Consider the following 24,141-nt stretch of genomic DNA (forward strand, 5'->3'; position numbering starts at 1 on the left):
AATCTCGTCCTGAAGTGCCTCCAACTGCTGAATATCATCTGTTATATCTATAAGTAAAGGTATCTGTCTTTCTCTGACAAATCCCTTGGAATTCTCTGCTTCTTCACCAGTATGAGTATCATCATTTACAAAAGCCTCGAATGCCTTCATAAGAGAGTCTGACATAGAAAGAAATCTCTCGTAGTGCACTCGGCATGCCTCAAAATACTCCTTTACTTTACTGGTATTCCATTCAATATTTCCCATTTTCGAATTTCCTTTATATTACAAAAAGTGACAATTAAACGTTGTCACTAGGATAAACAATAATAAACTAAACTAATTGATTTCCTGAATCAGTTGCATCCTGATTAGCTTCCACAATCTTAGACTCGAAAGTCTCCATTGTATTTATCACAACACCTATCTGCTGCTTAAGCTTTGTAAGCATGTTTATAACATCGCTATCTGCCTTTATAAACTGAGGTATTATGCTGTTATTTTTGATAGCTGGGTCAGCTTCAGAAAGTGCTGAAAAACCATTAAGAATCTCATCATTTTCTGTTTTGATTTCCCTTACTACTCTTTCGTATTCAATAGTGTCTAATGCGGTCTTTACAATTGCCATTATTAGTCTCCCAAATTATGCGCCGAGCGATCTAAGCTCACTTAAAATGTTATTACGCTGTCTATATAAGTCCTGTAAAATCGAATTTGCTTTATCTACACCTCTTCCGATATCTGAGATAAGCTTATCTACATCAGAATCATATGCTGATCTGCTATTTTTAATATTCGCAAGGGCAACAACTCCATTTAAGGCATTTGTGCCTTCCCAGTCGGATGCGCCGTGAAGATCATATGAAATTACAGGTGTATCAACATCTGCATTAAGTCTGTTTTTCAAGTTGTTCATAGATGTTCTTGCATCAGTAAGGTGCTTAAGAACACCTTCAAAATGAGATATTCTACTTTCAACACCAGATAACTGGCTTCTAAGTTCTCTTATTCTTGCCTGACGTCTTCTTTCTGCTTCCTCGGCTTCGCGACGAGCTCTTTCTGCTGCCTCAGCACGAGCTGCTTCAATATCTGCCTGTGACATTTTCTTACTCCTCTAATAATCAGTGGCAGCCTAAGCTGCCACATACATGTAATCTTAACCTTCGTAGCTTAAGTTTGCTGAAGCTTCTGAGTCGATTGTCTCTAAGTTGCTAGCTGATGTCTGTACGTTTGTACCAAGTGTGTTAAGCTCAACAACATACTTCTGTAAATCCTCATTTAAGCTGTAGTAAACATCTAAAAGCTTGTCGCTTGCTGAACCAAATGTCATCTCTCCAATCTCATCAACTGTGCTCTTGATAGATGCGAGCTCTGCTGATAAATCCTCGCTAAATGTTACAAGCTGCTGTCCACTTCTTGCTATATCTGCAACGGTACCTTTAATTGCTCCCATTTTCTATACCTTACCTTTCTATGCGTTGTATGCGCTTGCTCCCTGAGCAGCTACATCCTCGTAATTTGTCTTTGTCTGTTCTACCCACTGATGAATCTTCATCAACTCCTGTGACATATCCTTCATCTTTGTAGAAAGTCTGTTAAGGTAATCTACAGCGGCTGTAGCTTCTACACCTTCCCACGCATCTGTAAGTGGTCCCTGTAAGTTGTTTACCTGTAATGTAAGTGCATCAAGATTATCTGCACCTGTGTGAAGCTGTGCAAGTAACTGCTCAACTTCTTCAATGTTCATACCTGTTAATGACATTTTTCAATTCCTCCTATGTTCCTTGGTATCTATATCACATAATGCTTAATTGGCATTTTTGTGGCTATTAAATCGCAGTATTATATCTGCTTGTTAGTTCCTGTTATCTTGATATCATCCTCCATCTCAAATAGAGAATTCTGTGCTTCATAATCAGATAACAGTGTGGTCTCTTCTGTGCCAAGAAGAGTAGTCTCATCACTGGCTAAAACTGTAGTTTCATCAGTGCCAAGAACTGTTGTCTCTTCACTGCCCAACACTGCAGTGGCATCTCCCTCAGCCAGAATCATTGTCTCTTCCTCAGTAAGTATTGTTGTCTCAAACTCTACTTTTTTATTAAGAGAACCAGATGTGTTCCAGTTAAGTGTAGCCTTCTCGCGCTTTCTGTCTCCGGCAGCAGCACGACTCATCTCTTTATTCATACCCATTCCAGTCAGCACTCTGAAAGAATGTGGAATATTGAAAACTATAAAGATAACAATCGATGCTATTAGAAACACTATTGCTAATGCAAGCAAAATAACTGCTATGCTTTGGAATAGCTGTGTCTGTTCTGTAATTGTTTCTACGTTTGTTTGTAAATCCATAAATCTACCTACTCTAACATTGAAATAGTCTGCTTTGCCTTTTCTACGTTTGTGGCAAGCTCCTGCTCCAATTCAACAACTCGCTCTGACTTATCAGAAGCGGTATCAATATCTTCCTTAACGTGCTTTTCTATGTTCATAAGCTGAAGCTGCATATCTGATGTAGATACACCAGCCTTCTTGAACTGATTAGCACTAACACAAATCTGAGATGCCATCTCCTTGTAGATTGCAAGGGCTGTATTGGCATTATCAGACTCAGTGATATTTCCTTTACAAAGAGCTACTAAGTCGTCCCAGTAGTTCTTATATGTAACCTCGCTGTCGCCTGTTTTATCAACGGCGCCAAGGTTAACATAGTATTCAGCAATGGCTCCAAGGCGTTTTGCTCTTTCCATCTGGTTAGGGTTAAGATTTCCCTCTGCAGCCTTCTTAAACCAATAAGCTGACTGCTGCTTGTTACCCTCGCCCTCGTAGCTGTAGTAATAAGCAAGACCAAGTCTGTAAGCAAAAAGACTGTAGCTGTCGGCATCCTGAGCAAGTATCTGCTCGTAAGTGCTCTTTCCACTTGTTCTTATGAGAATCTCGCGAAGCTCTGCTGCCTCATCTGCTGAGAAATTCTCATCTGCAAGATACACATTATCAATCAGGTTAATATATGAATCCACCTGCGATGGGAACACAGCGATGGAATTAATAAGTGCTTCCTTGGAATCTGCTTCTGTGATGCCACGGCTGGCAACCTCAAGGAGCTTATCGTGATTTACCTGCTGCACATGCTTAGCATAGCTGTAGCATGAGAATGAACCTATCGCTGCTGCAAGTGTAAGGAATGCTGTAGTAAAGAAAACACCAAGCTTTACCTTTTCCTTGCGGCGATATGTCTCATCCAGCTCATCATAATGCTCAAGTGCATAAAGCACTTCGTTACAGCTCTGATAACGCTTTTCAGGGTCAAGCTGTGTACATTTAGCAACAATCTGCTCTAATCCCTTTGAAAGTGATTCATTCCAATAGCGGATGTTTCTAATCTCGTAAGGTGGCTCACTAGGATTCTTTCCTGTAACAAGGTGATAGATAGTAGTGCCAAGGCAATAGATATCTGTTCTGGCATCTGTCTGTCCGTGACCACCAAACTGCTCTGGTGCAGCATAGCCTCTTGTACCAAGACATGTAGTATCCTCAAGATTCTCCTCTTTGTACTGTCTTGCTGTACCAAAGTCGATAAGGACAATAGTGCCGTCTGGCTTTAACATGATATTGCCTGGCTTCAAATCTCTGTAGATGATAGGTGGATTCTGTGAATGAAGATATCCAAGCACATCACAAAGCTGCTTAGCCCACTCAATAACATACTCCTGTGGCTGAGGTCCTAACTCATTAACCGCCTTGCTAAGAGTGTTACCTTCCACGTAGTCCATAACGATAAGGATGGAATCCTCATGGTCAATGATATCTACAATACTTGGAAGGTTTGGGTGAGAAAGATTCTTAAGCATCTCTGTCTCTGTCTTGATGCTGGCCATATTGATTTCTGATGCAGCTGCTGCATCCTTACGAATCTCTTTGATAGCCCACTGCTTATTGGCTCTTTCGTTCATCGCCAAATAAACAACGCTCATTCCACCCTGGCCAATCTTATTTAATATTTTGTATTTCTTATCAATTACTGATCCAATTTCTAACATAAAACTCTTAAATCGAGATAATCAGACCTGAAACATTGTCTGACTCTCCTCTATTCATAACCATTTCGGCCAACTTCTTAATACCGTTACGCTGTGGGGCAATCCCCATAATTTCTTTGTCTTCCAGCTTTCTCCAAAGACCATCAGAGCATAACAGGAAATTCATGTTGCGCTCTATTTTTCCTGTGAAGAAATCTGGAGTAACTCTTTCAGAAGCACCTATGCACTGTAAAAGCATGCTTTTCTTATCGCTTACAAGTGCTTCTTCTGCCGTCATTCTGCCAAGCTCCATCTGCTGCTGAACATAGCTGTGATCATGGGATACCTGCGCAAGCTGCTTCTTATTGAAGCGGTATGCTCTGGAATCTCCAACATTCATAGTCAAGTATTCTTCTCCAACTATGATGATAGCTACAACAGTTGTTCCCAAGCGAATGCCATTCTCGTTTCCGTATGCCTTAAGCTTGTCATTCATTTCTGTGACAACTCTTTTCCACTGGCCCGCTATTATTCTAAGGAGCTGGCTTGTAGAACTGGCATCAGCTGTTCCTTCTAATGGTTCGGTTATATTTTTATCCAAAAGAATCTGTGGAAGCTCTGTCTTGAACCAAGTATCCATCCTGTTAACAAAGGCTGAACTTGCTACTTCTCCGCAAGACAAACCACCCATGCCGTCACAGAGAATACCCATGCAGATATTCCCATAGCCTGCGGCTTTTGCCTGCTTTATTAACAAAGCATCCTGATTAACATTTTTTTTGGTGCCCATATCTGAATAGGCATCTACTTTAAAACCCATAAAATTATTCCTATGCAAGATACTCAAACTCTTCGTTTGAAAGCTTGATGATATCTCCGCTGTTCAAAAGTACTGCACGCTCGCTCTCAATCTTAGTACCGTTGATGAATGTACCGTTTGTTGAGTTGCAGTCCTGAATATATGCTCCGTTTCTTCCGCTTGTAATCATTGCATGCTTTCTACTGATTGAGCTGTTCTTCTCGATGCAGTAATCAGAATGTAATGAATCCTTACCAATAACAAAGTTTGACTTATTTAAAGAAATCTTCTCAGATGTTCTCTTTCTAACAAGAGTTCCAAGATTCTGAGGTGCATTAAGATCCTCGCTAAGTAATGATGTCTCTCCTTCGTTTGTTGGAACAGCACTTAATACTGTAGTCTCATCGCTTGCTGGTGCCTTAGGCTGAGCCATAGCCATGATGCTCTTCTGTGGAGTCTTAGATGCTGTCATCTTTACAGAGCTCTTAGGTGTAGTGTCCATGTCGAATACTGGACCGTTGTATACCTTCTTCTCTTTCTTAGCCTTAGAAGCCTTTGGTGTATCCTTCTTATCATTGTTGATTAAGAAGAGGATAAGTCCTGCAACACCGCAAACAACAACGAATACAGCTACGAGACTGATTACGATAATCATAGTCTCTGACATACCCTTCTTTGTCTTTGGCTCAACAACTGGCTTAGTGTTCTGTGGAACTTCTTCAGTATCTTCTACTTCTTCCTCAGCCTCTGCCTTTGGAGTGCTGTTTACCTGTGAATATGTAACTCCAAGTCCATCTAAAATCTTTGCAATCTTTGTAGAATCCAAAGCGCAGCTGTCCTCGCCATTGTGCTTTGGTAAGTTCATACCAATGATGTATCCATTCTCATTTACAAGTGGACCACCATAGTTGTTGTAATCTGTCTCAGCATTGTTCTCGATTACCTGAACACCCTCGTACATACCAAGGCTTGTAATCTCACCAAATGACATCTGAACCTGCTGGTCAGAGTAATATTTTGTCTCTGACTCAAATGAAACCATCTGTGGAAGACCTAATGCATAAACAGCATCGTTAACCTCATATGGAAGGTTGTTTACATCATATTTCTTATTTGTAAGAAGCTTAAGTGGAGTTCTTGTGTAGATTGGCTGTGGAAGCTGAAGAACTACCATATCGAGCTCGCTGCTGGATGTAAGAACTGTAGCATTTAATACTACATCACCTTCAACTACTACCTCTGTAGCAATTCGAAGATCAATAGATGTCTCTTCGTCACCATTAATTAATCCATAGTACTCACAAGCTGCTGCTAATGTTTCCTGGTCAGGATTAACAATATCTTTGCTTGTAATAACATACTCAGTACCTTCTGGATTACCAATGATAAAACCGGCGCCACCAATAACAAGACGCTTCTCTGACATATCGTCTACGATAACTGTGTTTACCTGCACAACACCCTGCTTAGCTGTCTCAGCGTCAACAACGTTGTCTACAGCAGCTACTGGTGTAACTGGAGCAAGGGCAATTCCCACTGCAACGATAAGTGTGCAAAGTCTCTTTAATGCTTTCATTTTTTTCTCCTATTCTTCTTTCCTTTATATGTTTAATTAATAATCTCAGCTAATAACTGAATGCTCAGCTATTGGTTCAAATCATTAATAATATAGTCACCATTCACAGTCACAAGGACTGTGAATAGTAACATATAAAACTAATTAGTGCTTTCTCTTCTTGAAAGCAAATGCACCTGCAAGAACAAGGGCTGCTACAGCAATAACTCCTACTACTGCAAGAGTCTTTGTTGAGCTAAGTGCAGCTGCTACTGCTGGGATACCTGCATCAAGCTTAGCTGTAGGTGTGAGGTTGTCCTCAAGTAATAACTCCTCAGCCTTTACTGATACAAGAAGGTTGTTATATTCAACCTTTGTAACGTTACCAGCAACGTCTGTACTCTGGATTGTTACCTTCTGGTAATCATCCTTTGTAGGAATTGTAAGTACTTCTGTACCACCATTCTCGTTAAGCTCAGCTGCTGTGAAGCTAGCAAGCTTCTCGTCGTTTAAGTAAACCTTCATGTCAGTAACACCGATTGTATCTGTTACGTTAACTGAGAAGTCGTGGCTCTCCTCTTCGTAGATACCACCATCCTCAAGACCTGAAACGATAACACTTGGTGCTGTCTTATCAAGAAGGAACTCAACCTCAGCATCCTTAGACTGGTTACTCTGCTTGTTAGTAGCTCTGTCCTCTGAGAATACTGTTACTGAATAGATACCATCCTTGTTGAAGTTTGACTTGCCAACGTTGTAGCTGATTGAATGCCATCCGTTAGAGTTTGTCTTATCACTTGTTGAGAAAGAAGCACCCTCTCTAAGCTCCTTAACGCTACCATCGAAAGCTACTGAAACTTCCTTCTTTGTTACTGCATCTACGTTGATCTCTGTGATAACAACATCCTGTGGCTTTGTTACATAGTAACCATCAACCATAGCCTTTGTTGCATCGCTGAGAACGAAAACTGAACCAAATCTGTTAAGTGAGTACTTAACTGACTTCTCTACTGTATTACCAGCAAGGTCTGTAAGCTTAACTGTTAATGTGTAGAGATCGTCGTTCTCCTTCTCATGTGCCATATCAGCAAATGAGTATGTAAATGTCTCTGCACCATTTGACTTCGAAATGCTTGGTGTAACCTTTCCATTGTTAGAACCAACAAGGGAAATCTCTGTACAAGCATCTGTAAGGTTTGTATCCTTAGAAACTACAACAGGAGCAACCTTACCATTGTTAGCTGACATATCCTCAACACCAGAAATCTCAATCTCTGGAAGAGTCATATCAATGATGAACTCGTCTGAAACGAACTTCTCTGAAATATTTCCAGCTAAATCCTCGCAAACAAGAGTATATCCATATCGACCGTCCTTATTAAAGTCGATATGTGTGATGTTCTTAAGCTCCTTGTTTGAGTAGCTCTTAAGAGCTGGAAGAACGCTTAAGTCACTGTTAATTCTCTCGTATGTTACCTGGTCAGCTGTGAAGTTCTTCTCTGTGAATCTAACCTCAGCAGTACGAGCTTCCTTATAGTAGTTGCCGTTTTCTGCGCTGTTGTTATCATACTTAACTTCAACAGTTGGAAGAGTCTTATCGATTACGAACTCTGCGTTGTAATCCTTCTCAGAACCCTCTGCGAATACGAACTTGTTACCTGCCTTATCCTCAAATGAAAGGTCGCCAATTGAGTAAATACCATCCTTGTCGAATACGACATTACCTGTGAATTTACCGTTTGAACCAGACATTTCGTTAACTGTAGCTTTGCCTTCCTTTGAGTTAACGATAACCTTGCTCATAGTAGCTTCCTTGCCGTCGATATTTCTATCTTCGAATGCAAATGTAGCTTTTCTATCAGCCTTATAGTACTTCTCATGCTTTACATCATGATTATCGAATGTCACCTTTAATGTAGGTGCTGTCTTATCGATTACGAATTCTGAGTTGTAAGCCTTTTCGCTATCCTCAGTAAACTCAAATGGGTTACCAGCCTTATCAACAAACTTGATTTCTCCGATTGAGTAGAAACCATCCTTGTTGAACTGGATAGTACCTGTGTACTTACCATTAGAACCTGTCATCTCGTTAACTGTGGCTGAGCCCTCTTTAGCGTTAACTGTGACGAACTTCATGCTGGCTTCCTTGCCATCAATATACTTATCAGTAAGAACAAATGTAGCTGTTCTGTCTGCGTTGTAGTACTTCTCGTTCTTAAAGCTGTGATTATCGAAAGAAATCTTAAGCTTTGGAGAAGTCTTATCGATAATGAACTCTTCCTGGTCCTTAATCTTTGTGCAGTTACCTGCTAAATCGTAGATTTCACCAGTAACAACGTGCTCACCTTCGCCTGCCACGTTAAGCTTGATTGTATCTGCCTTAGCTTCTAATGAAGACTTGTTTCCAGATACCTCGATATATGACTTCTGGCTGAGGTATAAATCCTTAACCTTAACTGAAACCTCTACATCCTTGTTGTAGTACTTGCCATTTAATCTCTCGGCCTTTGATGTATAAACTGGAGTATCAAATGTTGGAGCTGTCTTATCAATGATGAATGTGTTCTTTTCATCTTCAATAGTAGTGCAGTTACCTGCTAAATCCTTGATTGTACCAATTAATACATGCTTTCCTTCTGATTCCGCTACATACTTAAGAGTAGAAGAATTATTCTTAATCTCAGATAATTTTACTTTCTTATCCTCTGATACATTATTATCTACCTTAGTATTAATGCTTGAATCCTTGCTAAGATTTGCATCTTTAACTAATACTGAAATATCTACATTTTTGTTGTAGTATCTTCCAGTTTCACCTGTAGGCTTTGAATAGTTAATCTTCTCAACTGTAGGAGCTGTGTTATCGATGAGAACTGTTACTGTGTCCTGAAGGTTTGAACCATTTAAAACATACTCATGCTCACCATCTGTAATCTCGCCTGCTCCTGAAGAAAGCTCATAAACGATTGTATTATCATATTCAATGATTACGTCCTTCTTAAACCACTGAGTGTAGTTACCTGGTCTAGAGATATCATTTGATACAATGTTCTGCTTAATCTCGTTTGTAGTTCCCTTGTTCTCCTTGAGGCTAACTGAGCTATCAGTAAGCTTGTTAGGAGACTTAGCTGCAAATGAAACTGTAAGGTTCTGATTGTTGTTAGCTGACTTTGAATACCAATTCTCTGTAGTATTGCAGTTCTTCTTCCAAGTATTGTCCTTGTTTGCAACATCACCCTTCTGGCTGAAAATCATGTGCTCAGCTGGGTTCTTTGGCATTAATACATATGAAAGCTCATATAATGCATCATTTTTCTTAGGACATACAATCTCATAAATGTGCTCGCTAAACTCATACTTAGCGTAGATACCAGAGATTGTAATAGCCTTATCCTTAAGCTCTGGTGAAATCCATGTATAAGTAGCCTTGCCTGAACCATCTACTGATTCTCTATCTAATTCAAAGGCTGCTCTTCCTTCGTCTGGAGTGTTGTAATATACATAAAGATGCATATACTTGTTCCAATCATCTGCAGTCTTCTTATAGTTGAAGGTCTCGCAGTTTACGTCAACGCTAATCTTTATCTGTGAGTCATATGTAGCATGCTCATTACCAAACTTATCTGTATATGTAGTAGCTGTGATAGCCTTTCCATCTACAGTAGTAACCTTTGCATTCATAAGGATTTCTGCGCTTCTAGTATCTCTAAAATCATGACATACTGAACATGACTCTAATCCAAATGCCCAATAGTCATATTTGCAGTACTCCTTCTTTGAAAGGGTCTGTTGACACTTCTCGCACTCTGCAAGAAGTGTGTGATAGTGACCATTCTCATCACTACCTGTTGATGACTGATATTTACGATATTCGTACTCAGCCCCTGCCTTACACTCTTTAGATTCCTGAGATGTACGACCGCATACACATTTGTAATGCTCAAGATGATGTACACCATCATTACATGATGTATAGTGTGTGAACTGTGGATCACACTTCTCTGTAACTTCTGTTGTGTTACCACAAAGCTTACATCTCTTGTAAATGATGTGCTGATCATCGCCAAGCTCTTCATAACCTACGATTTCGTAATCGCAAGCTACTGGCTCGCTTTCTTCTTCATGCTTGCACCACTTACAGCTTGTCTTTACAATGTGCTTTCCATTCTCAGCCTGTACATAAGTTTCTTCTTTTGAGCAGTTAAAACCTACATTAGTAGTTTCTCCACACTCGCATGCATAAACATTTGCATGTGTCCACTCACCACACTCTGGTGTGTAAACAATTTCCTTGAACTCTTTGAAATCATGCTGATGATCATCTGGATTTGACTGGTCATCTGGCTTTGGCTGATTATTGTTCTGCTTCTTTGTCTGGTGCTTGCTTTCGCCAAGCATAGAAGCTAAATCAAAAGAAGCTTCTGAATCATTTGGAGTAACAGATAAAGAAACTGTTCGCTCTGATTCATTACCATTTTCTTCTGTTGTAGTATTGCTGTTGTTGTCTTCTGTGATGTCTGTACCAGAAACGGTATCATTAAGATTATTGCTAGAATTACTCGATGTTGTACTACTTAAATTATCTGTATTACCTGTTTCGCTTACTACTTCTTGTGAAGGCGACCCTTCACTCACCGTATCGGCGTATACGGCGGTGTTACTAAATAACAATGCCGAAAGCATCGTCAACGCCACTAGCCGTCTTAACGTGGCGATTTTGTGTTGCCTTTTCAAAATTACATTTCCCTTTCTCAATACTTATGACAATTTGAAGAAGTACGTTGACAAGACTTTTCATATAGCCTTCATACTTTTTTCACAAATTTATCACAAATGATAATTTATCATGATTGTCAAAGCCGGTCAATCCGACTTTCTTGCCAAAAATCAGTTTTTAATGCCATGCATTTTATACAAATGGAAGCATAAAAATAAGGAGATGTAGCATAATAGCCACATCTCCTGTGTATTTTCTCGATTTTATTGACTAATTTTCATCAACATACTTCTGAATGTTGCTGGCATTAGCATATCTTTTAACGTCATCCCCATTAACTACTACAAGTGTAGGAGCCTGCATAACACCATATTTCTTAGTAAGATCCTGCTGCTCCTCTGCATCTACAAGGATGTACTCCTCGTCCTCAAGGATTTCCTTTGCACGTGCACAGTTAGGGCATGTCTTTGTAGTGAAGAGGTACTTAACGCCTGTCTCAGGCTCTTCTGAAACAATTTCAAGATTAACCTGTGGCATCTCCTTAGCTACGCGCTCCTTGTACTGTTCGCCTGCGCGACGGCATACAGAACCTGCGATATCGTAAAGCTTACGATTCTTGAACTCCTGTGTCTTACCTTCGTTCCAGTTCTGTACTGGACGATAGTAACCAGTGATTCGGCTGTAAACCTCTGCTGTCTTTCCGCAGTGTGGGCATGTATAGTGCTCACCGGCGATGTAGCCATGCTCCTTACATACTGAGTATGTAGGTGACAATGTATAGTAAGGTAATCTGTAGTTTTCAGCAATCTTACGAACAAGATTTGCGGCTGATTCCCATGTAGGAAGCTTCTCGCCGATAAATGCATGGAATACAGTACCTGATGTATAAAGTGTCTGAAGCTCATCCTGAACATCAAGAGCATCAAAGATATCTGATGTATACTCTACTGGCATATGTGAGCTGTTTGTATAGAATGGTGTATCACCTTCCTTACCAGCTGTAATAATATCTGGAAACTGCTCTCTATCGTGCTTAGCAAAACGGTATGTTGTAGACTCTGCTGGAGTAGCCTCAAGGTTGTAAAGGTCTCCGTACATCTCCTGATAATCAGAGAGACGCTCACGCATGTGATTCAAAACATCCTTTGCAAACTGCTGTGTCTTCTCATTTGTCATATCTGCACGAAGCCAGTTAGCATTAAGACCTACTTCGTTCATACCGATAAGACCGATTGTAGAGAAGTGATTGTTAAATGTACCAAGGTATCTCTTTGTGTAAGGATATAATCCCTCATCAAGAAGCTTTGTGATAACGCCACGCTTAATCTTAAGTGAACGAGCGCTGATGTCCATAAGCTTATCAAGGCGAGCATAGAAATCTGCCTCGTCCTTTGCCTGGTATGCAATACGAGGAAGGTTGATAGTAACAACACCTACTGAGCCTGTGCTCTCACCTGAACCGAAGAATCCACCTGACTTCTTGCGAAGCTCACGAAGATCGAGACGAAGACGGCAGCACATAGAACGAACATCGCTTGGCTCCATATCCGAATTAATATAATTGCTGAAGTATGGTGTACCATACTTAGCTGTCATTTCAAATAATAATCTATTGTTCTCTGTATCTGACCAATCAAAATCACGAGTAATAGAATATGTAGGAATAGGATACTGGAAGCCACGTCCATTAGCATCACCCTCAATCATAATCTCGAGGAATGCCTTGTTAACCATATCCATTTCCTTCTTGCAGTCCTTATATTTGAAGTCCTGCTCCTTGCCGCCAACGATAGCTGGAAGCTCTGCAAGGTCATTTGGTACTGTCCAATCCAAAGTGATATTTGAGAATGGAGCCTGTGTACCCCAACGTGAAGGTGTATTTACACCATATATAAATGCCTCAAGGCACTTTTTAACTTCTTCATATGAAAGATTATCAGTCTTAACAAATGGTGCAAGGTATGTATCGAATGAAGAGAAAGCCTGAGCGCCTGCCCACTCATTCTGCATGATACCAAGGAAGTTAACCATCTGATTGCAAAGTACTGAAAGGTGCTTTGCAGGAGCTGATGTAATCTTTCCAGTGATACCGCCAAGGCCTTCCTGGATAAGCTGCTTTAATGACCAACCTGCACAGTAGCCTGTAAGCATAGAAAGATCGTGGATGTGGATGTCAGCGCTACGGTGAGCGTTAGCGATTTCCTCATCATAAATCTCTGAAAGCCAGTAGTTAGCAGTGATAGCACCAGAGTTAGAAAGGATAAGTCCACCTACAGAATATGTAACTGTGGAATTCTCCTTGACACGCCAGTCTTCTACCTTAACATAGCTGTCTACAACGTTCTTGTAATCGAGAACAGTAGACTTCATGTTACGCATCTTTTCGCGCTGCTTTCTATATAGAATGTATGCCTTTGCAACGTCAGTATATCCAGTCTGCTCCAAAACGTTCTCTACAGAATCCTGGATATCCTCAACAGAAATCTTGCCAGATTTGATTTTATTCTGGAAATCAGCCGAAACACGAAGTGATAATAAGCCAATGATATCGTCGTTGTATTCCTTTCCAGTAGCCTCAAATGCCTTTGCGATGGCATCATTAATCTTGCCTAAATTAAATTCTGCAATTTCCCCATCTCTTTTTACAACTTCAAACAATTCTTCTCACCAATATTCCTTTCTCAATAAAATCTCCCCCAAAAGGACTCCCCAATTAACCTAACATTTAACCTTTCAGATGTCCTAACTAAAGCGTTCTTCCAAGGTTTTTCGACTGATTATAGTTTACAAAATATAGGGTGAGTGGTCAATGTCTAATCACTATATATAGTGTTTTTCGTCAATATTACCTAAAATCAATTTTGAGATTTGATAATTTTCTAAGTAGAATCGTGATTCAACACACACAATATTTAGTATTTAAACACAAAAAAGACACACCACATATTGTAGTGCATCTTTTCTGAAAATTATCTTGTTTGTAAGAATACTAACTCCTTTGATGCCTCCTCATCATTAGGGTAAGCATCAAGATATTGTGTCAACACATCCCTTGCTTCTTCAAAACGATAAAGCTTTTCAAGGGCTGCTGCTTTGCCTTTCATAAGCTGTGGCATATTGCCGATGGAATCAAGACTCAACCCTGCCTCATAATAGTCCAAAGCATTGTCATAATTACCACTGGATAGCTCTATATCTCCCAGTGTACCAAGGGCATCGCTTGTAACCTGATCAGATTCTGCATACTCATTAAGAAGCTCCTGTGCAGAAACATAATCGCCGCCATCCTGATAAATCTTTGCCAAATAAAGCTTTGCATCTATCACATCTTTTTCAATAGCTTCTTTCAGGAGCTTTTCTGCATCTGAGGTCTGGCCCATCATATAATAAATTCTACCTTTGAAGTATTTTCCTTCAGGTGATTTATCCTGAACATCCAAGGCATTGTTCAAATATACCAAACCCTGTTCTGTATATCCTAGTGCATTCAGATTCTTATAAATCTCTATGTACAATAGGTAGTTCTTTTCATTTATGGCTATTGCTGCATCATAATCTTTAATCGCCTGACCAATCTCTCCCTCGCTGGCATAAATGCTGCCTCTTAGGAAATATGGCTTGAAGTTTTTCTCATCATATTTAATCAGATAAGAATATGTATTAGCTGCATCCTCAAACTGACCATTTTTAAACTGTGCTGCAGCTTTGAAATAATCTACATCAAGCTCTAAATCTGTGACCTGTCCAATGGAGCATCCAAGTGCCTGGTCAAATAATGTAATGGCATCCTCATATCTGCCTTCATCCATGGCTGCAATGCCCTGGTCACGGAGTTCAATCTCTTTTTGGTTATATTTGCTGCAGCCTGTAATGCTGGCTGTAGTAGCAAAAGCTAAAGCTAATATAAGCAGTTTTTTCTTCATAAACTCTTCTTCTCTCTTAAAAAATCTATAATAACTTTAAAGCAATTTAAGAGAAAATACTATACTAAATATGCATTAAATTCAGTTCATCTTCTAGAGATTTAATTAAAAAAGAATTCAAAGATATTCCAAGCATTTTAGCCCCCACAGCAGCCCTCTGATGTAACTGAGGATATATCCTTACATTAAATCTTCCAGAATATGGTTTTTCTGGCTCTACACCATCTTCCTTGCACCATTCAATATAGTCATCTACAGAGTTTCTAAATTCCCTTTCAAGTTCCTCTACTGAAGAACCCTGAAAAGTAATCACAGCTCTAGTATTTATTACTTCTCCCGTAAAAATATGCTGTTCATCATCAAATTCAACTTTTCCAATATAACCTTTATAGTTCATCATTTATATCACCCCCGCATTTTCTAAAAATCTTCTTACTGACTTTACAGCACCTTTATCTGTAGTATTTTCTGGATGAGGTCTATGAAAAACAGCCCTTTCTCCATTTAACTCTACTCTTACTCTGGATCCATTTCCTTCTGAAACTTTTGCTCCTAAAGAAATAAATAAATGCTCTATTTCAGTCCACTTTATATCTGATTTCACTGGGTTAGTGAAAATATCTTTTAATATTTTTTTATCTTTACTATTCATATGGTACCACCTTATAGTACTATTTTCAATTTCTATATTTTAACCTCACAATATCTATTATGTGATATAATATTTGCAAAATATCCATATTTACAGGTTTTATGAAGAAGGAGGTTTTTTACTTTTGGATGTTCACTTGTTAATCAAGCTTATTATTCTTTTATTATTATTGGGATTGTCTGGCTTTTTCTCTTCAGCAGAAACAGCTTTGACTACAGTTAATAAGATTAAAATTAAGACCATGGCAGATGATGGGGACAAGAAGGCTGCAAAGGTTCTTAAGGTTATAGGCCGTCCAAAGAAGATGCTTTCAGCCATTCTTATTGGAAATAACATTGTTAATCTTTCTGCATCATCACTGGCCACCACACTTGCTATTCAGCTTTTTGGAAGCTATGGAGCTGGTATTGCCACTGGTGTTCTTACATTACTGATATTGATTTTTGGTGAGATTACTCCTAAGTCTCTGGCTACACTAAATTCCACAAAGCTCAGCCTCAGATATGCGCCTGCAGTAGGCGGTCTCATGTGGGTTCTCACTCCCGTGATTACCATAGTCAATTTCCTTGCTGGTCTTTTCATCAGAATGTTCGGTATCGACCCAGATTTCAAGGATGAGACAATCACTGAAGAAGAAATCCGCACCATGGTAGATGTAAGCCATGAAAGTGGCGCTATCGAGCAGGATGAACGTACCATGATTCACAAGGTGTTTGATTTCTCAGATGCATGCGCCAAGGAGGTCATGATTCCTCGAATCGATATGACCATGGTAGATGCTGATGTTACGTATGATGAGCTTATGGCTGTATTCAAGGAGGATATGTATACCCGAATCCCAGTGTGTGAACCGGATACAGATAAAGTCCTTGGTATAATAAACATGAAGGATTTCCTTGGTGTAGGTCCTTCTGAAAACTTCTCTGTCAGGGATTATCTCAGAGATACCTATTTCACCTATGAAATGAAAAATGTCTCAGACCTTTTTGATGAAATGCGTGAAGAATCCGCTTCTCTCTCCATCGTTTTGGATGAATATGGCGAGCTTTCCGGTATGATCACTCTGGAAGATCTTCTGGAAGAAATCGTTGGCGAGATTCGTGATGAGTACGATGAGGACGAGGAAGATCCTCTTGTTCGTTTAAGCGATAGAGAATACCAGGTTCTCGGTTCTATGAACCTTGAAGACCTGTGCCAGCTGATTCCACTTGGATTCACAAGTGATGATTATGATACCATCGGCGGATACATAGTTGGTGCATTTGACCATTTCCCAAATGTGGGAGAGACCTATGTTTCCGAGGATGGCACCATCATAAGAGTACTTGCAGTAGAGAAGAAACGAATTACAAAGCTTCGTATCAAGCTACCTGCCCAAGCCACTCAGACACAACAGTAAATATATTGACTATCAGACCTATTCCGCTTACCAGCTGATACATACTTTGTATCATGCCCACTTGCGAATGGGTCTTTTTGTATGTGGGAAGGATAAAGATAATCACACCCAGCGTATTGACAGCTGCAAATATCCACAGACTTATCTCTGTATTTAACCACCTGTAAAAGTAATAAGTCAGTATCATGAATATCATGATTTCGCTGATAGTCTTTAGCTTTCTGATTTTTCTCCTACGCTGGAATTCAAGATAATCATATTCCCACTGCTCAATTAAATCATTAAAATACTGAATGATATCGTCAGGGATCGCAGGAAGTGGCTTTTTCCTGTCTTGCCCCTCTCTCCTTATTAGGAATCCATGGAGTATCTTCATTGGTTCACAACCTATTTTGCTGTAAATATAATCTAATGCTTTTCCATCTGGCAGCTTCATTGCCCTTAGCATAATCTTCCTCATCCTTCTGTCGTTAATGAAGAAATAATATAGATCCTTTACAATTTCTCCTGTAGTTTTGCAATTTTCTGCTAAAAATAAAACCTGCCTTAAATAAATAGCCTTTTGATTATGTTCTCTTTTTTCCTGCAAGTAGCGAACAACTGCTACTGGAACAGACAGTAATCCAGCTATCGCCCAAACAATAAAACATAAAATAATAGTATTAAATTTCATATTTCTCCTGTGAAACACAGTCGAATGACTTATAGAATAAAAACGAAAAAAAACGACACGCTAAACGCGTGCCGTTATATTAACATGATGTTTTATAAATTGCAATAAAAATTATACTGTCTCTGGTTCTGGATACTCAACTCCGAAAGTCTCAACTGTAACCTTCTTCATCTTCTGCTCCTCTGTTGGACGGTCTGACCAATCAGTAGAAACCTCAGCAATCTTATTAACAACATCCATACCCTCGATAACCTTACCGAATGCTGCATACTCACCATCAAGATGTGGGCTGTTCTTGTGCATGATGAAGAACTGGCTTCCTGCTGAATCAGGAATCATTGTACGTGCCATTGAAAGAACACCTGGCTCGTGCTTAAGGTCGTTCTTGAAACCGTTGCTTGAGAACTCACCCTTGATAGAGTAGCCTGGGCCACCCATTCCTGTACCGTCTGGATCTCCACCCTGAATCATGAAGCCCTTGATTACTCTGTGGAAGATTACTCCATCATAGTAGTTGTGGTTTATAAGGCTGATAAAGTTATTAACTGTGTTTGGGGCAATCTCTGGGTAAAGCTCAGCTTTCATGATATCGCCATTTTCCATTTCGATTGTAACGATTGGATTCTGTGCCATATTAATTCTCCTTTTAATAATTTATAATTTCTCTAATATCTCTTTCGCACTAACGAGGTACTCGTTTTCTACGTCAAAGATACGACCTGCGTCGGCTGCTGTAGCGAATGCTCTGTCCATTGGGAGCTTTCCAATAACTGGGATGTTAAGACCTGCAGCTACTTCATCGATATGACTCTCGCCGAAGATTTCAATCTTCTTTCCGCAGTCTGGGCATTTGATATAAGAGTAATTCTCTACAAGACCAAGAACTGGGATGTGCATCATATCTGCCATGTTGTAAGCCTTCTTAACAATCATCTGTACAAGCTCCTGTGGGCTTGTAACGATAACAATACCATCCACTGGAAGTGACTGGAAGCATGTAAGAGGAACATCACCTGTTCCTGGAGGCATATCTACGAAGAGATAATCAAGCTCGCCCCATGCTACATCTGTCCAGAACTGCTTTACAACTCCTGCGATAACAGGACCTCTCCAAACTACTGGAGACTCCTCATCATCAAGGATAAGGTTTACTGACATAATCTTTGTGCCATCCTCAGCAATCTCAGGAAGCATCTCGCCCTCTGCACTTGCTGCTGCAGGACCATGAACACCAAACATCTTTGGAATAGATGGACCTGTGATATCGGCATCAAGGATACCTACCTTATAGCCTGCACGTGCCATAACACCTGCAAGTGAGGATGTGATAAGGGATTTACCAACTCCACCCTTACCTGAAACTACACCGATTACATGCTTAATATTTGAATTAGCATTAGGTGCCTCAAGAAAAGCTGTATTTCTAACTCCAGCCTTTGCTGCCTCTGCCGATGGGCATCCTTCACAGGAACCACGTGAGCAGCTGCTTGCTGAAGCACATGAACTATTCTCTGCCATTATTAGACCTCCTACTTTGTATTACATAATATATATTTACATATTACATATTAATATGCTAAATATCCGCCAAATAGTATAACATAATAGTTTTCTTTTTTGAGTATATTTCTTAATACATCTTTCTATCGAATATCAAAAAGTCCGATTTTTATACTGTTGATATATGTATCAACTTGAATATTCAGTTATCCACATTTTCCACAATTATGTTTTCTGAATTGAGGATAAGTTCAATCATGTGTTGAAATGTCCGTTAATAGTCTGAAAGTTCACGCTAACAAAGACTTATTTTCCAAGGCTTTGGCCTAGTTTATAAGACAAGTGAGTCATATTTCAACGAACAAACTTTTCCCACAAAGTTATCCACAATCGTTAATTTTATCCACCGGTGTTGAAAAAAAAACGAATTTCATACATAATCATTTTGAGAAATAATTTCTAAGGGAGACACTATGACAGATACAAAAAAGGTCTTGTCCTTTGCCGTTGAATTAGGAGATATTCTCCTTCGAAACGGAGCAGAGGTATACAGAGTTGAGGACAGTGTCCTTGCTATCTTAAATTCATATGATATCACAGACTGTGACGTATACGTTCTCAGCAATGGTATCTTCGCCAGTGCAGACGAGGTGACAGAACATGCCAGCTCCATGATTCGTCATGTCCCAATGTACCCAATGCACTTAGCCAGAATCGCCGCACTAAACAGTCTTTGCAGAGAGGTGTGTGCAAAGAATAAATCTATAGAGGATGCCTGGGAAAAGCTTGCAGAATATAAAAAGCTTCCAGGATACCGACTTCCAGCCATGATAATAGCAACTGGAATTGGTTGCGGAGGCTTTGCTTACCTTTTCGGAGGAACAGCATTAGATGGAGTTATCGCCACTATTGTTGGATGTTTACTTCGTATATTCCTTCATTTTGAAGCAGGTATGAATAATTCCAAAACAGTTACAAACGTGCTTGGCAGTATAGTCATTTCCATACTGGCATTTGCATTCGCATTTACCGGTTTGCCTATTCACTACGATAAGATTATCATCGGTGGAATAATGCCACTTGTTCCTGGAATCCCACTTACTAACAGTATCAGAGATTTCATTAATAGTGATTATCTTTCAGGCTCAATTAGATTAATTGATGCCCTCCTCACAGCCTTCTGTATCGCAGTTGGCGTAGGTATAGTCATTACCATTGTTCAGCTTTGCGGAGGAGGTGCTTATTTATAATGTACGTTAATTATATTATTGAATTTGTTGTCAGCATGGTGGCAACAATCGCATTTGCCATCGTATTCTCAGCACCACGTGCAGAGCTTTTATACTGTGGTATTTCAGGAGCCATTGGATGGATTTTCTATTCCATTATTTCAAACACACTTAGTGCACCTACTCTTGGAAATGTTGTGGGTTCTCTTGCTCTCACATTCTTCTCAAGAGCACTTGCTTCAAAAAGAAAGAATCCTGTCACCGTTTACCTTATTTCAGGAATCTTTCCATTGGTACCCGGTGCAGGAATCTACTACACTTCGTTCTATTTAATTATGAATGATATGAATAATTTCAGTCAGTCAGGCTTGTCTACACTTAAGACAGCCGGTGCAATCGTAATGGGAATTATCCTTGGAATGGCATTCCCTCAAAGCTGGTTTAATACAGTTTTTGCACCTTCCGATCGTAAGTAACCAGGCCATTAACCTCATCTTCGATATCGGTAGCCTGCGTAAACACAGCACCTGCAAGTCCCTCAATTTCGAGGGACTTTATTTTTTTCATTAATTCATTATAGGCATCCTGCAAATCCTTCTGATGAGTATATTTCTTGTATCCATAGACAGCATCTCTGGTCACATGATTTCCCACTTTCAAAGAGAAGCCACCGTACTCAGATATTACGTATGGACGCTGACCAAGCTTTACTTTCAGCTCTTCAAAATATTTATGTTCAGAGAATACATCTCCGCATCCCTCATGGAACCAGCCTGATGCAGCATCTATAGGTCTTGTATTATCAAATTTCAACGCAAATTTCAGGCAATCATTGGCATCAAACTGTCCCCATCCCTCATTAAAGAGACACCACTGACCAAGGGATGGCACATTCCTAAGCTGCTCCATGATTTCCTTGCATTCTTTATGCCAAACTTCCTTTGATTTTTCCGTATTTCGACCTGTGAATCTAAGGAAAAGGCGATTTTTATCTTTAGTATTTCCAAATGGACGCACTACTGTAGGGATATTGCAAATCATGTTCATATCGTATTTTGTACCGCCGTTTACAATATCCTGCCAAACAATCATTCCAAGCCTGTCGCAGTGGAAATACCAACGCATTGGCTCCACCTTGCAGTGTTTTCGAATCATGTTGAAGCCGAGATTTTTAATCATTTCTATGTCATAAATCATGGCATCATCGCTTGGGGGTGTCATAAGGCTTTCAGGATAATAGCCCTGATCCAATACACCATTCATGAACAATGACTTATGATTTAATGTAAGACGTGGTATAGCATTTTCATCCTTTTCCACACCGAAATGTCTCATAGCAAAATAGGTGGAAAAACTATCCTTGCCGTACTCAACATTAATGAAATAGAGCTGAGGGTCGTCAGGAGTCCATAGCTTATATTCATTAAGGTTAATCACTACATGCAGTTTGTCGTCCTGCATATTTTCTACGCTAAAATCTTTTATTAAATCAGAATTAGATGATTCTATTCTTACCTGTCCCCTCATCTCAGAGACCTTCAGCTCTAGTGTAACCCTGTCATTATCAATATCAGGTGTAATAAGCATTTTTGTAACGTATACATCAGGAACCCATTCCATCCAAACAGTCTGCCAGATTCCACTCTGGGCGCTGTACCACATTCCGCAAGGCTCAATACTTTGCTTTCCTCGGGCATAGCCAACCTTATCTGTGTAATCTCGTACCTTTACCTTGAGCTCATTATCTCCCTCAATAACATAATCAGTTATATCGAAAGAAAAGGAGGTGTATCCACCTTCATGTATTCCAAGATTAATACCGTTAAAAAAGACCTGTGCCACCTGATCTACTGCCCCAAAATGCAGTAACAGATGCTTGTTGTTTTTAATCCTATCTATATTAAAAACTTTGGTATATTCCAGAGTCTCTTCTGGAAGAAGGATATGTCTTTCTGTGCCAGAAAGCTTTGCTTCAGGAGAAAATGGCACCTCTATAGGACCTGAACAGGCCACCTGACCTTTACCATCGATAATGCGATAATCCCACTGACCATTCAGATTTATATATGATTTACGTTGCATCAGAGGGCGCGGATATTCCTGCAGACCTGTGTACTTAAAGTCTGTAGAAAGCTCGTACCTTGTGGCATTTTTATCTGGCTTAGCGATGGCCGATAGCATTTCCTTCCAATACATATATCCCCTCCAAATTTAAGTATTTGGGATTTTGTCAAAATGTGACGGTGGCATGCGGCCTGTGGCATCTTCTTTGACAAAATCTCCCTAGATTCGTATTTCTGAGTTCTTCTTGCGTACCCATGCACGATACAAAACAACAAGGCAGATGCTGTGAACTGACAAGGTCAACAGCCAGCTGCCAGGGTATGAGAAGAACAACACATTTTGTGTGTGATGAACCTGGAAATATGTGGCAATCCAAATGAGTCTTGTGGCACAAGCTCCAAGCAATGAGACTATCATAGGTAATGTGGAATTGCCCAAGCCGCGGAGTCCGCCTGTAAGTGTATCCATGACTCCACAAAGAAAATATGGGCAGCAAACCCAGAATAGACGAAGTGTACCAGCAGCTATGGCGTCTGCGCTGTCCGTATAAACCCCTAAAAGCGGACCTGAGAAACCATATGCCAAATTGCCCATAATTAATCCAACTACAGTAACTATTCCCAAGCTTTCAAATATAACCTTTTTAACTCTCTTTTCATCTCCAGCACCATAGTTTTGACCTACAAAGGTAACTGTGGTCTGAGAAACTGAGTTCATTGAAATATATACAAATCCTTCTATGCTCGCTGCGGCAGATGAACCTGCAATAACAGCAGTTCCAAAGGAATTTATAGCAGACTGAATCACAACATTAGATAATGAGAACACCGTGCCCTGAATTCCGGCAGGTAGTCCAATTCTTATAATACGATTTAATATTCTCTTATCTATGCTAACCTTAGAAAATTCAAGCTTCAAGGCGTCCTCCTGCTTTTTAAAGAAGCCCACAAGCATGATGCACGATATATAGTTTGATGTAACTGTAGCAATGGCAACGCCTGCCACCCCAAGGCTAAAGACGATTACTAAAATTAGATTTAATATTACATTAACAACGCCAGCGATAGTCAAGAAAACAAGTGGATGGGTTGTATCACCTGCGGCTCTAAGAATTGCAGCCAAAAAATTGTAAAGCATTATAGCTGGCATAGCTAAGAAATACAAGCGAACATACAATGTAGCTAAATCAATTACGTCCTCTGGCGAGCCCATAATTTCAAGTATTGGTTTGGCCAAAAATAATCCAATAAATATAAGGAATACACCGCAGATAAGCGAGAATGCTGTACTAGTGTGAACAGTCTTTTTTACATCAGAATGATTTCCTGCCCCATAAAACTGAGCAGCGCAAACATTGGCACCAACAGACATACCAATGAAAAGATTTGTCATTAAATTAATCAGTGCATTAGTAGAGCCAACAGCCGCAAGACTGGCCTCGCCGGCGAAACGGCCCACAACAATTACATCAGCTGCATTAAACAGAAGCTGTAAAACACCTGATAAAATAATAGGAATTGTAAAAATTATTAATTTACCCAAAATCGGGCCATGTGTCATGTCAATTTTATTCGTTGCTTTCATAAGTAGATTTTACCAAATTACTAAAGGCGAGTCCATCGGACCCGCCTCTAA

General features: G+C 39.8%; 22 protein-coding genes. 3 read left to right on the top strand and 19 right to left on the bottom strand.

Annotation, left to right across the window (positions count from 1 at the left end):
- The 14 genes from BUA88_RS14605 to BUA88_RS14670 form a co-directional block, all read right to left on the bottom strand.
- Positions 1 to 246: hypothetical protein (locus BUA88_RS14605; protein WP_143151392.1), on the bottom strand; the 246-nt coding region annotated here is incomplete at its 3' end.
- A gap of 67 nt (positions 247 to 313) precedes the next feature.
- Complete coding sequence (locus BUA88_RS14610) at positions 314 to 607, bottom strand: hypothetical protein (protein ID WP_072919284.1); 294 nt, start codon at positions 605 to 607, stop codon at positions 314 to 316.
- 15 nt (positions 608 to 622) lie between these two features.
- A complete protein-coding gene (locus BUA88_RS14615) occupies positions 623 to 1,081 on the bottom strand; it encodes a hypothetical protein (RefSeq protein ID WP_072919286.1) in 459 nt (152 codons plus the stop codon).
- Between the two features lie 54 nt (positions 1,082 to 1,135).
- Positions 1,136 to 1,432 carry a WXG100 family type VII secretion target gene (locus BUA88_RS14620; protein WP_028246382.1) on the bottom strand — a complete coding sequence of 99 codons (297 nt, stop codon included), beginning with the start codon at positions 1,430 to 1,432 and terminating at the stop codon, positions 1,136 to 1,138.
- Between the two features lie 18 nt (positions 1,433 to 1,450).
- Positions 1,451 to 1,741, bottom strand: coding sequence for a WXG100 family type VII secretion target (locus BUA88_RS14625; RefSeq protein ID WP_028246381.1), 291 nt, complete (start codon positions 1,739 to 1,741; stop codon positions 1,451 to 1,453).
- An 80-nt stretch (positions 1,742 to 1,821) separates the two neighbouring features.
- Positions 1,822 to 2,328, bottom strand: a complete 507-nt coding sequence (locus BUA88_RS14630) for a hypothetical protein (protein WP_072919289.1) — start codon at positions 2,326 to 2,328, stop codon at positions 1,822 to 1,824.
- An 8-nt stretch (positions 2,329 to 2,336) separates the two neighbouring features.
- Positions 2,337 to 4,016 (bottom strand): serine/threonine protein kinase, encoded by a 1,680-nt coding sequence (locus tag BUA88_RS14635; RefSeq protein ID WP_072919292.1) that lies wholly within the window; start codon positions 4,014 to 4,016, stop codon positions 2,337 to 2,339.
- A gap of 7 nt (positions 4,017 to 4,023) precedes the next feature.
- Entirely contained in the window at positions 4,024 to 4,815 is a 792-nt protein-coding gene (locus BUA88_RS14640) for a PP2C family protein-serine/threonine phosphatase (RefSeq protein WP_072919294.1), read from the bottom strand.
- Positions 4,816 to 4,825: 10 nt separating this feature from the next.
- The gene (locus BUA88_RS14645) at positions 4,826 to 6,370 is read right to left on the bottom strand and encodes an FHA domain-containing protein (RefSeq protein WP_072919297.1); all 1,545 of its coding nucleotides are present in this window, start codon (positions 6,368 to 6,370) and stop codon (positions 4,826 to 4,828) included.
- 144 nt (positions 6,371 to 6,514) lie between these two features.
- Entirely contained in the window at positions 6,515 to 11,032 is a 4,518-nt protein-coding gene (locus tag BUA88_RS14650) for an Ig-like domain-containing protein (protein ID WP_072919300.1), read from the bottom strand.
- A gap of 304 nt (positions 11,033 to 11,336) precedes the next feature.
- Positions 11,337 to 13,724, bottom strand: coding sequence for a ribonucleoside triphosphate reductase (locus BUA88_RS14655; RefSeq protein WP_072919302.1), 2,388 nt, complete (start codon positions 13,722 to 13,724; stop codon positions 11,337 to 11,339).
- Between the two features lie 311 nt (positions 13,725 to 14,035).
- The gene (locus tag BUA88_RS14660; RefSeq protein WP_072919305.1) at positions 14,036 to 14,989 is read right to left on the bottom strand and encodes a tetratricopeptide repeat protein; all 954 of its coding nucleotides are present in this window, start codon (positions 14,987 to 14,989) and stop codon (positions 14,036 to 14,038) included.
- Positions 14,990 to 15,053: 64 nt separating this feature from the next.
- The gene (locus tag BUA88_RS14665; protein WP_072919307.1) at positions 15,054 to 15,389 is read right to left on the bottom strand and encodes a type II toxin-antitoxin system HicB family antitoxin; all 336 of its coding nucleotides are present in this window, start codon (positions 15,387 to 15,389) and stop codon (positions 15,054 to 15,056) included.
- A complete protein-coding gene (locus BUA88_RS14670; protein WP_072919310.1) occupies positions 15,390 to 15,641 on the bottom strand; it encodes a type II toxin-antitoxin system HicA family toxin in 252 nt (83 codons plus the stop codon). It abuts the gene before it with no gap.
- Between the two features lie 124 nt (positions 15,642 to 15,765).
- Between BUA88_RS14670 and BUA88_RS14675 the strand changes: the two genes are divergently transcribed.
- A complete protein-coding gene (locus tag BUA88_RS14675) occupies positions 15,766 to 17,040 on the top strand; it encodes an HlyC/CorC family transporter (protein ID WP_072919312.1) in 1,275 nt (424 codons plus the stop codon).
- Here the strand turns inward: BUA88_RS14675 and BUA88_RS14680 are convergent.
- The 3 genes from BUA88_RS14680 to BUA88_RS14690 form a co-directional block, all read right to left on the bottom strand.
- Positions 17,003 to 17,713, bottom strand: coding sequence for a hypothetical protein (locus BUA88_RS14680; protein ID WP_072919315.1), 711 nt, complete (start codon positions 17,711 to 17,713; stop codon positions 17,003 to 17,005). The two genes, BUA88_RS14675 and BUA88_RS14680, sit on opposite strands and share 38 nt — an antisense overlap.
- A 111-nt stretch (positions 17,714 to 17,824) precedes the next feature.
- Entirely contained in the window at positions 17,825 to 18,346 is a 522-nt protein-coding gene (locus BUA88_RS14685; RefSeq protein WP_072919318.1) for a peptidylprolyl isomerase, read from the bottom strand.
- A 21-nt stretch (positions 18,347 to 18,367) separates the two neighbouring features.
- Positions 18,368 to 19,231 (bottom strand): Mrp/NBP35 family ATP-binding protein, encoded by an 864-nt coding sequence (locus BUA88_RS14690; RefSeq protein WP_072919320.1) that lies wholly within the window; start codon positions 19,229 to 19,231, stop codon positions 18,368 to 18,370.
- Between the two features lie 455 nt (positions 19,232 to 19,686).
- Here BUA88_RS14690 and BUA88_RS14695 point away from each other — a divergent pair, with 455 nt between their 5' ends.
- Together BUA88_RS14695 and BUA88_RS14700 are read left to right on the top strand one after the other, a co-directional pair.
- Positions 19,687 to 20,463 (top strand): threonine/serine exporter family protein, encoded by a 777-nt coding sequence (locus tag BUA88_RS14695; RefSeq protein WP_072919323.1) that lies wholly within the window; start codon positions 19,687 to 19,689, stop codon positions 20,461 to 20,463.
- Positions 20,463 to 20,918 (top strand): threonine/serine exporter family protein, encoded by a 456-nt coding sequence (locus BUA88_RS14700; RefSeq protein ID WP_072919326.1) that lies wholly within the window; start codon positions 20,463 to 20,465, stop codon positions 20,916 to 20,918. Before BUA88_RS14695 ends, BUA88_RS14700 begins: the two co-directional genes overlap by 1 nt.
- Here BUA88_RS14700 and BUA88_RS14705 read toward each other — a convergent pair.
- Together BUA88_RS14705 and BUA88_RS14710 are read right to left on the bottom strand one after the other, a co-directional pair.
- Entirely contained in the window at positions 20,884 to 22,638 is a 1,755-nt protein-coding gene (locus BUA88_RS14705) for a glycoside hydrolase family 2 protein (RefSeq protein WP_083572551.1), read from the bottom strand. The genes BUA88_RS14700 and BUA88_RS14705 overlap by 35 nt on opposite strands.
- 87 nt (positions 22,639 to 22,725) lie before the next feature.
- Positions 22,726 to 24,090, bottom strand: coding sequence for an MATE family efflux transporter (locus BUA88_RS14710; protein WP_072919328.1), 1,365 nt, complete (start codon positions 24,088 to 24,090; stop codon positions 22,726 to 22,728).
- Positions 24,091 to 24,141: the final 51 nt, after the last annotated feature.

The sequence above is a fragment of the Pseudobutyrivibrio xylanivorans DSM 14809 genome (assembly GCF_900141825.1).
GTDB classification, from domain to species: Bacteria; Bacillota; Clostridia; order Lachnospirales; family Lachnospiraceae; genus Pseudobutyrivibrio; species Pseudobutyrivibrio xylanivorans.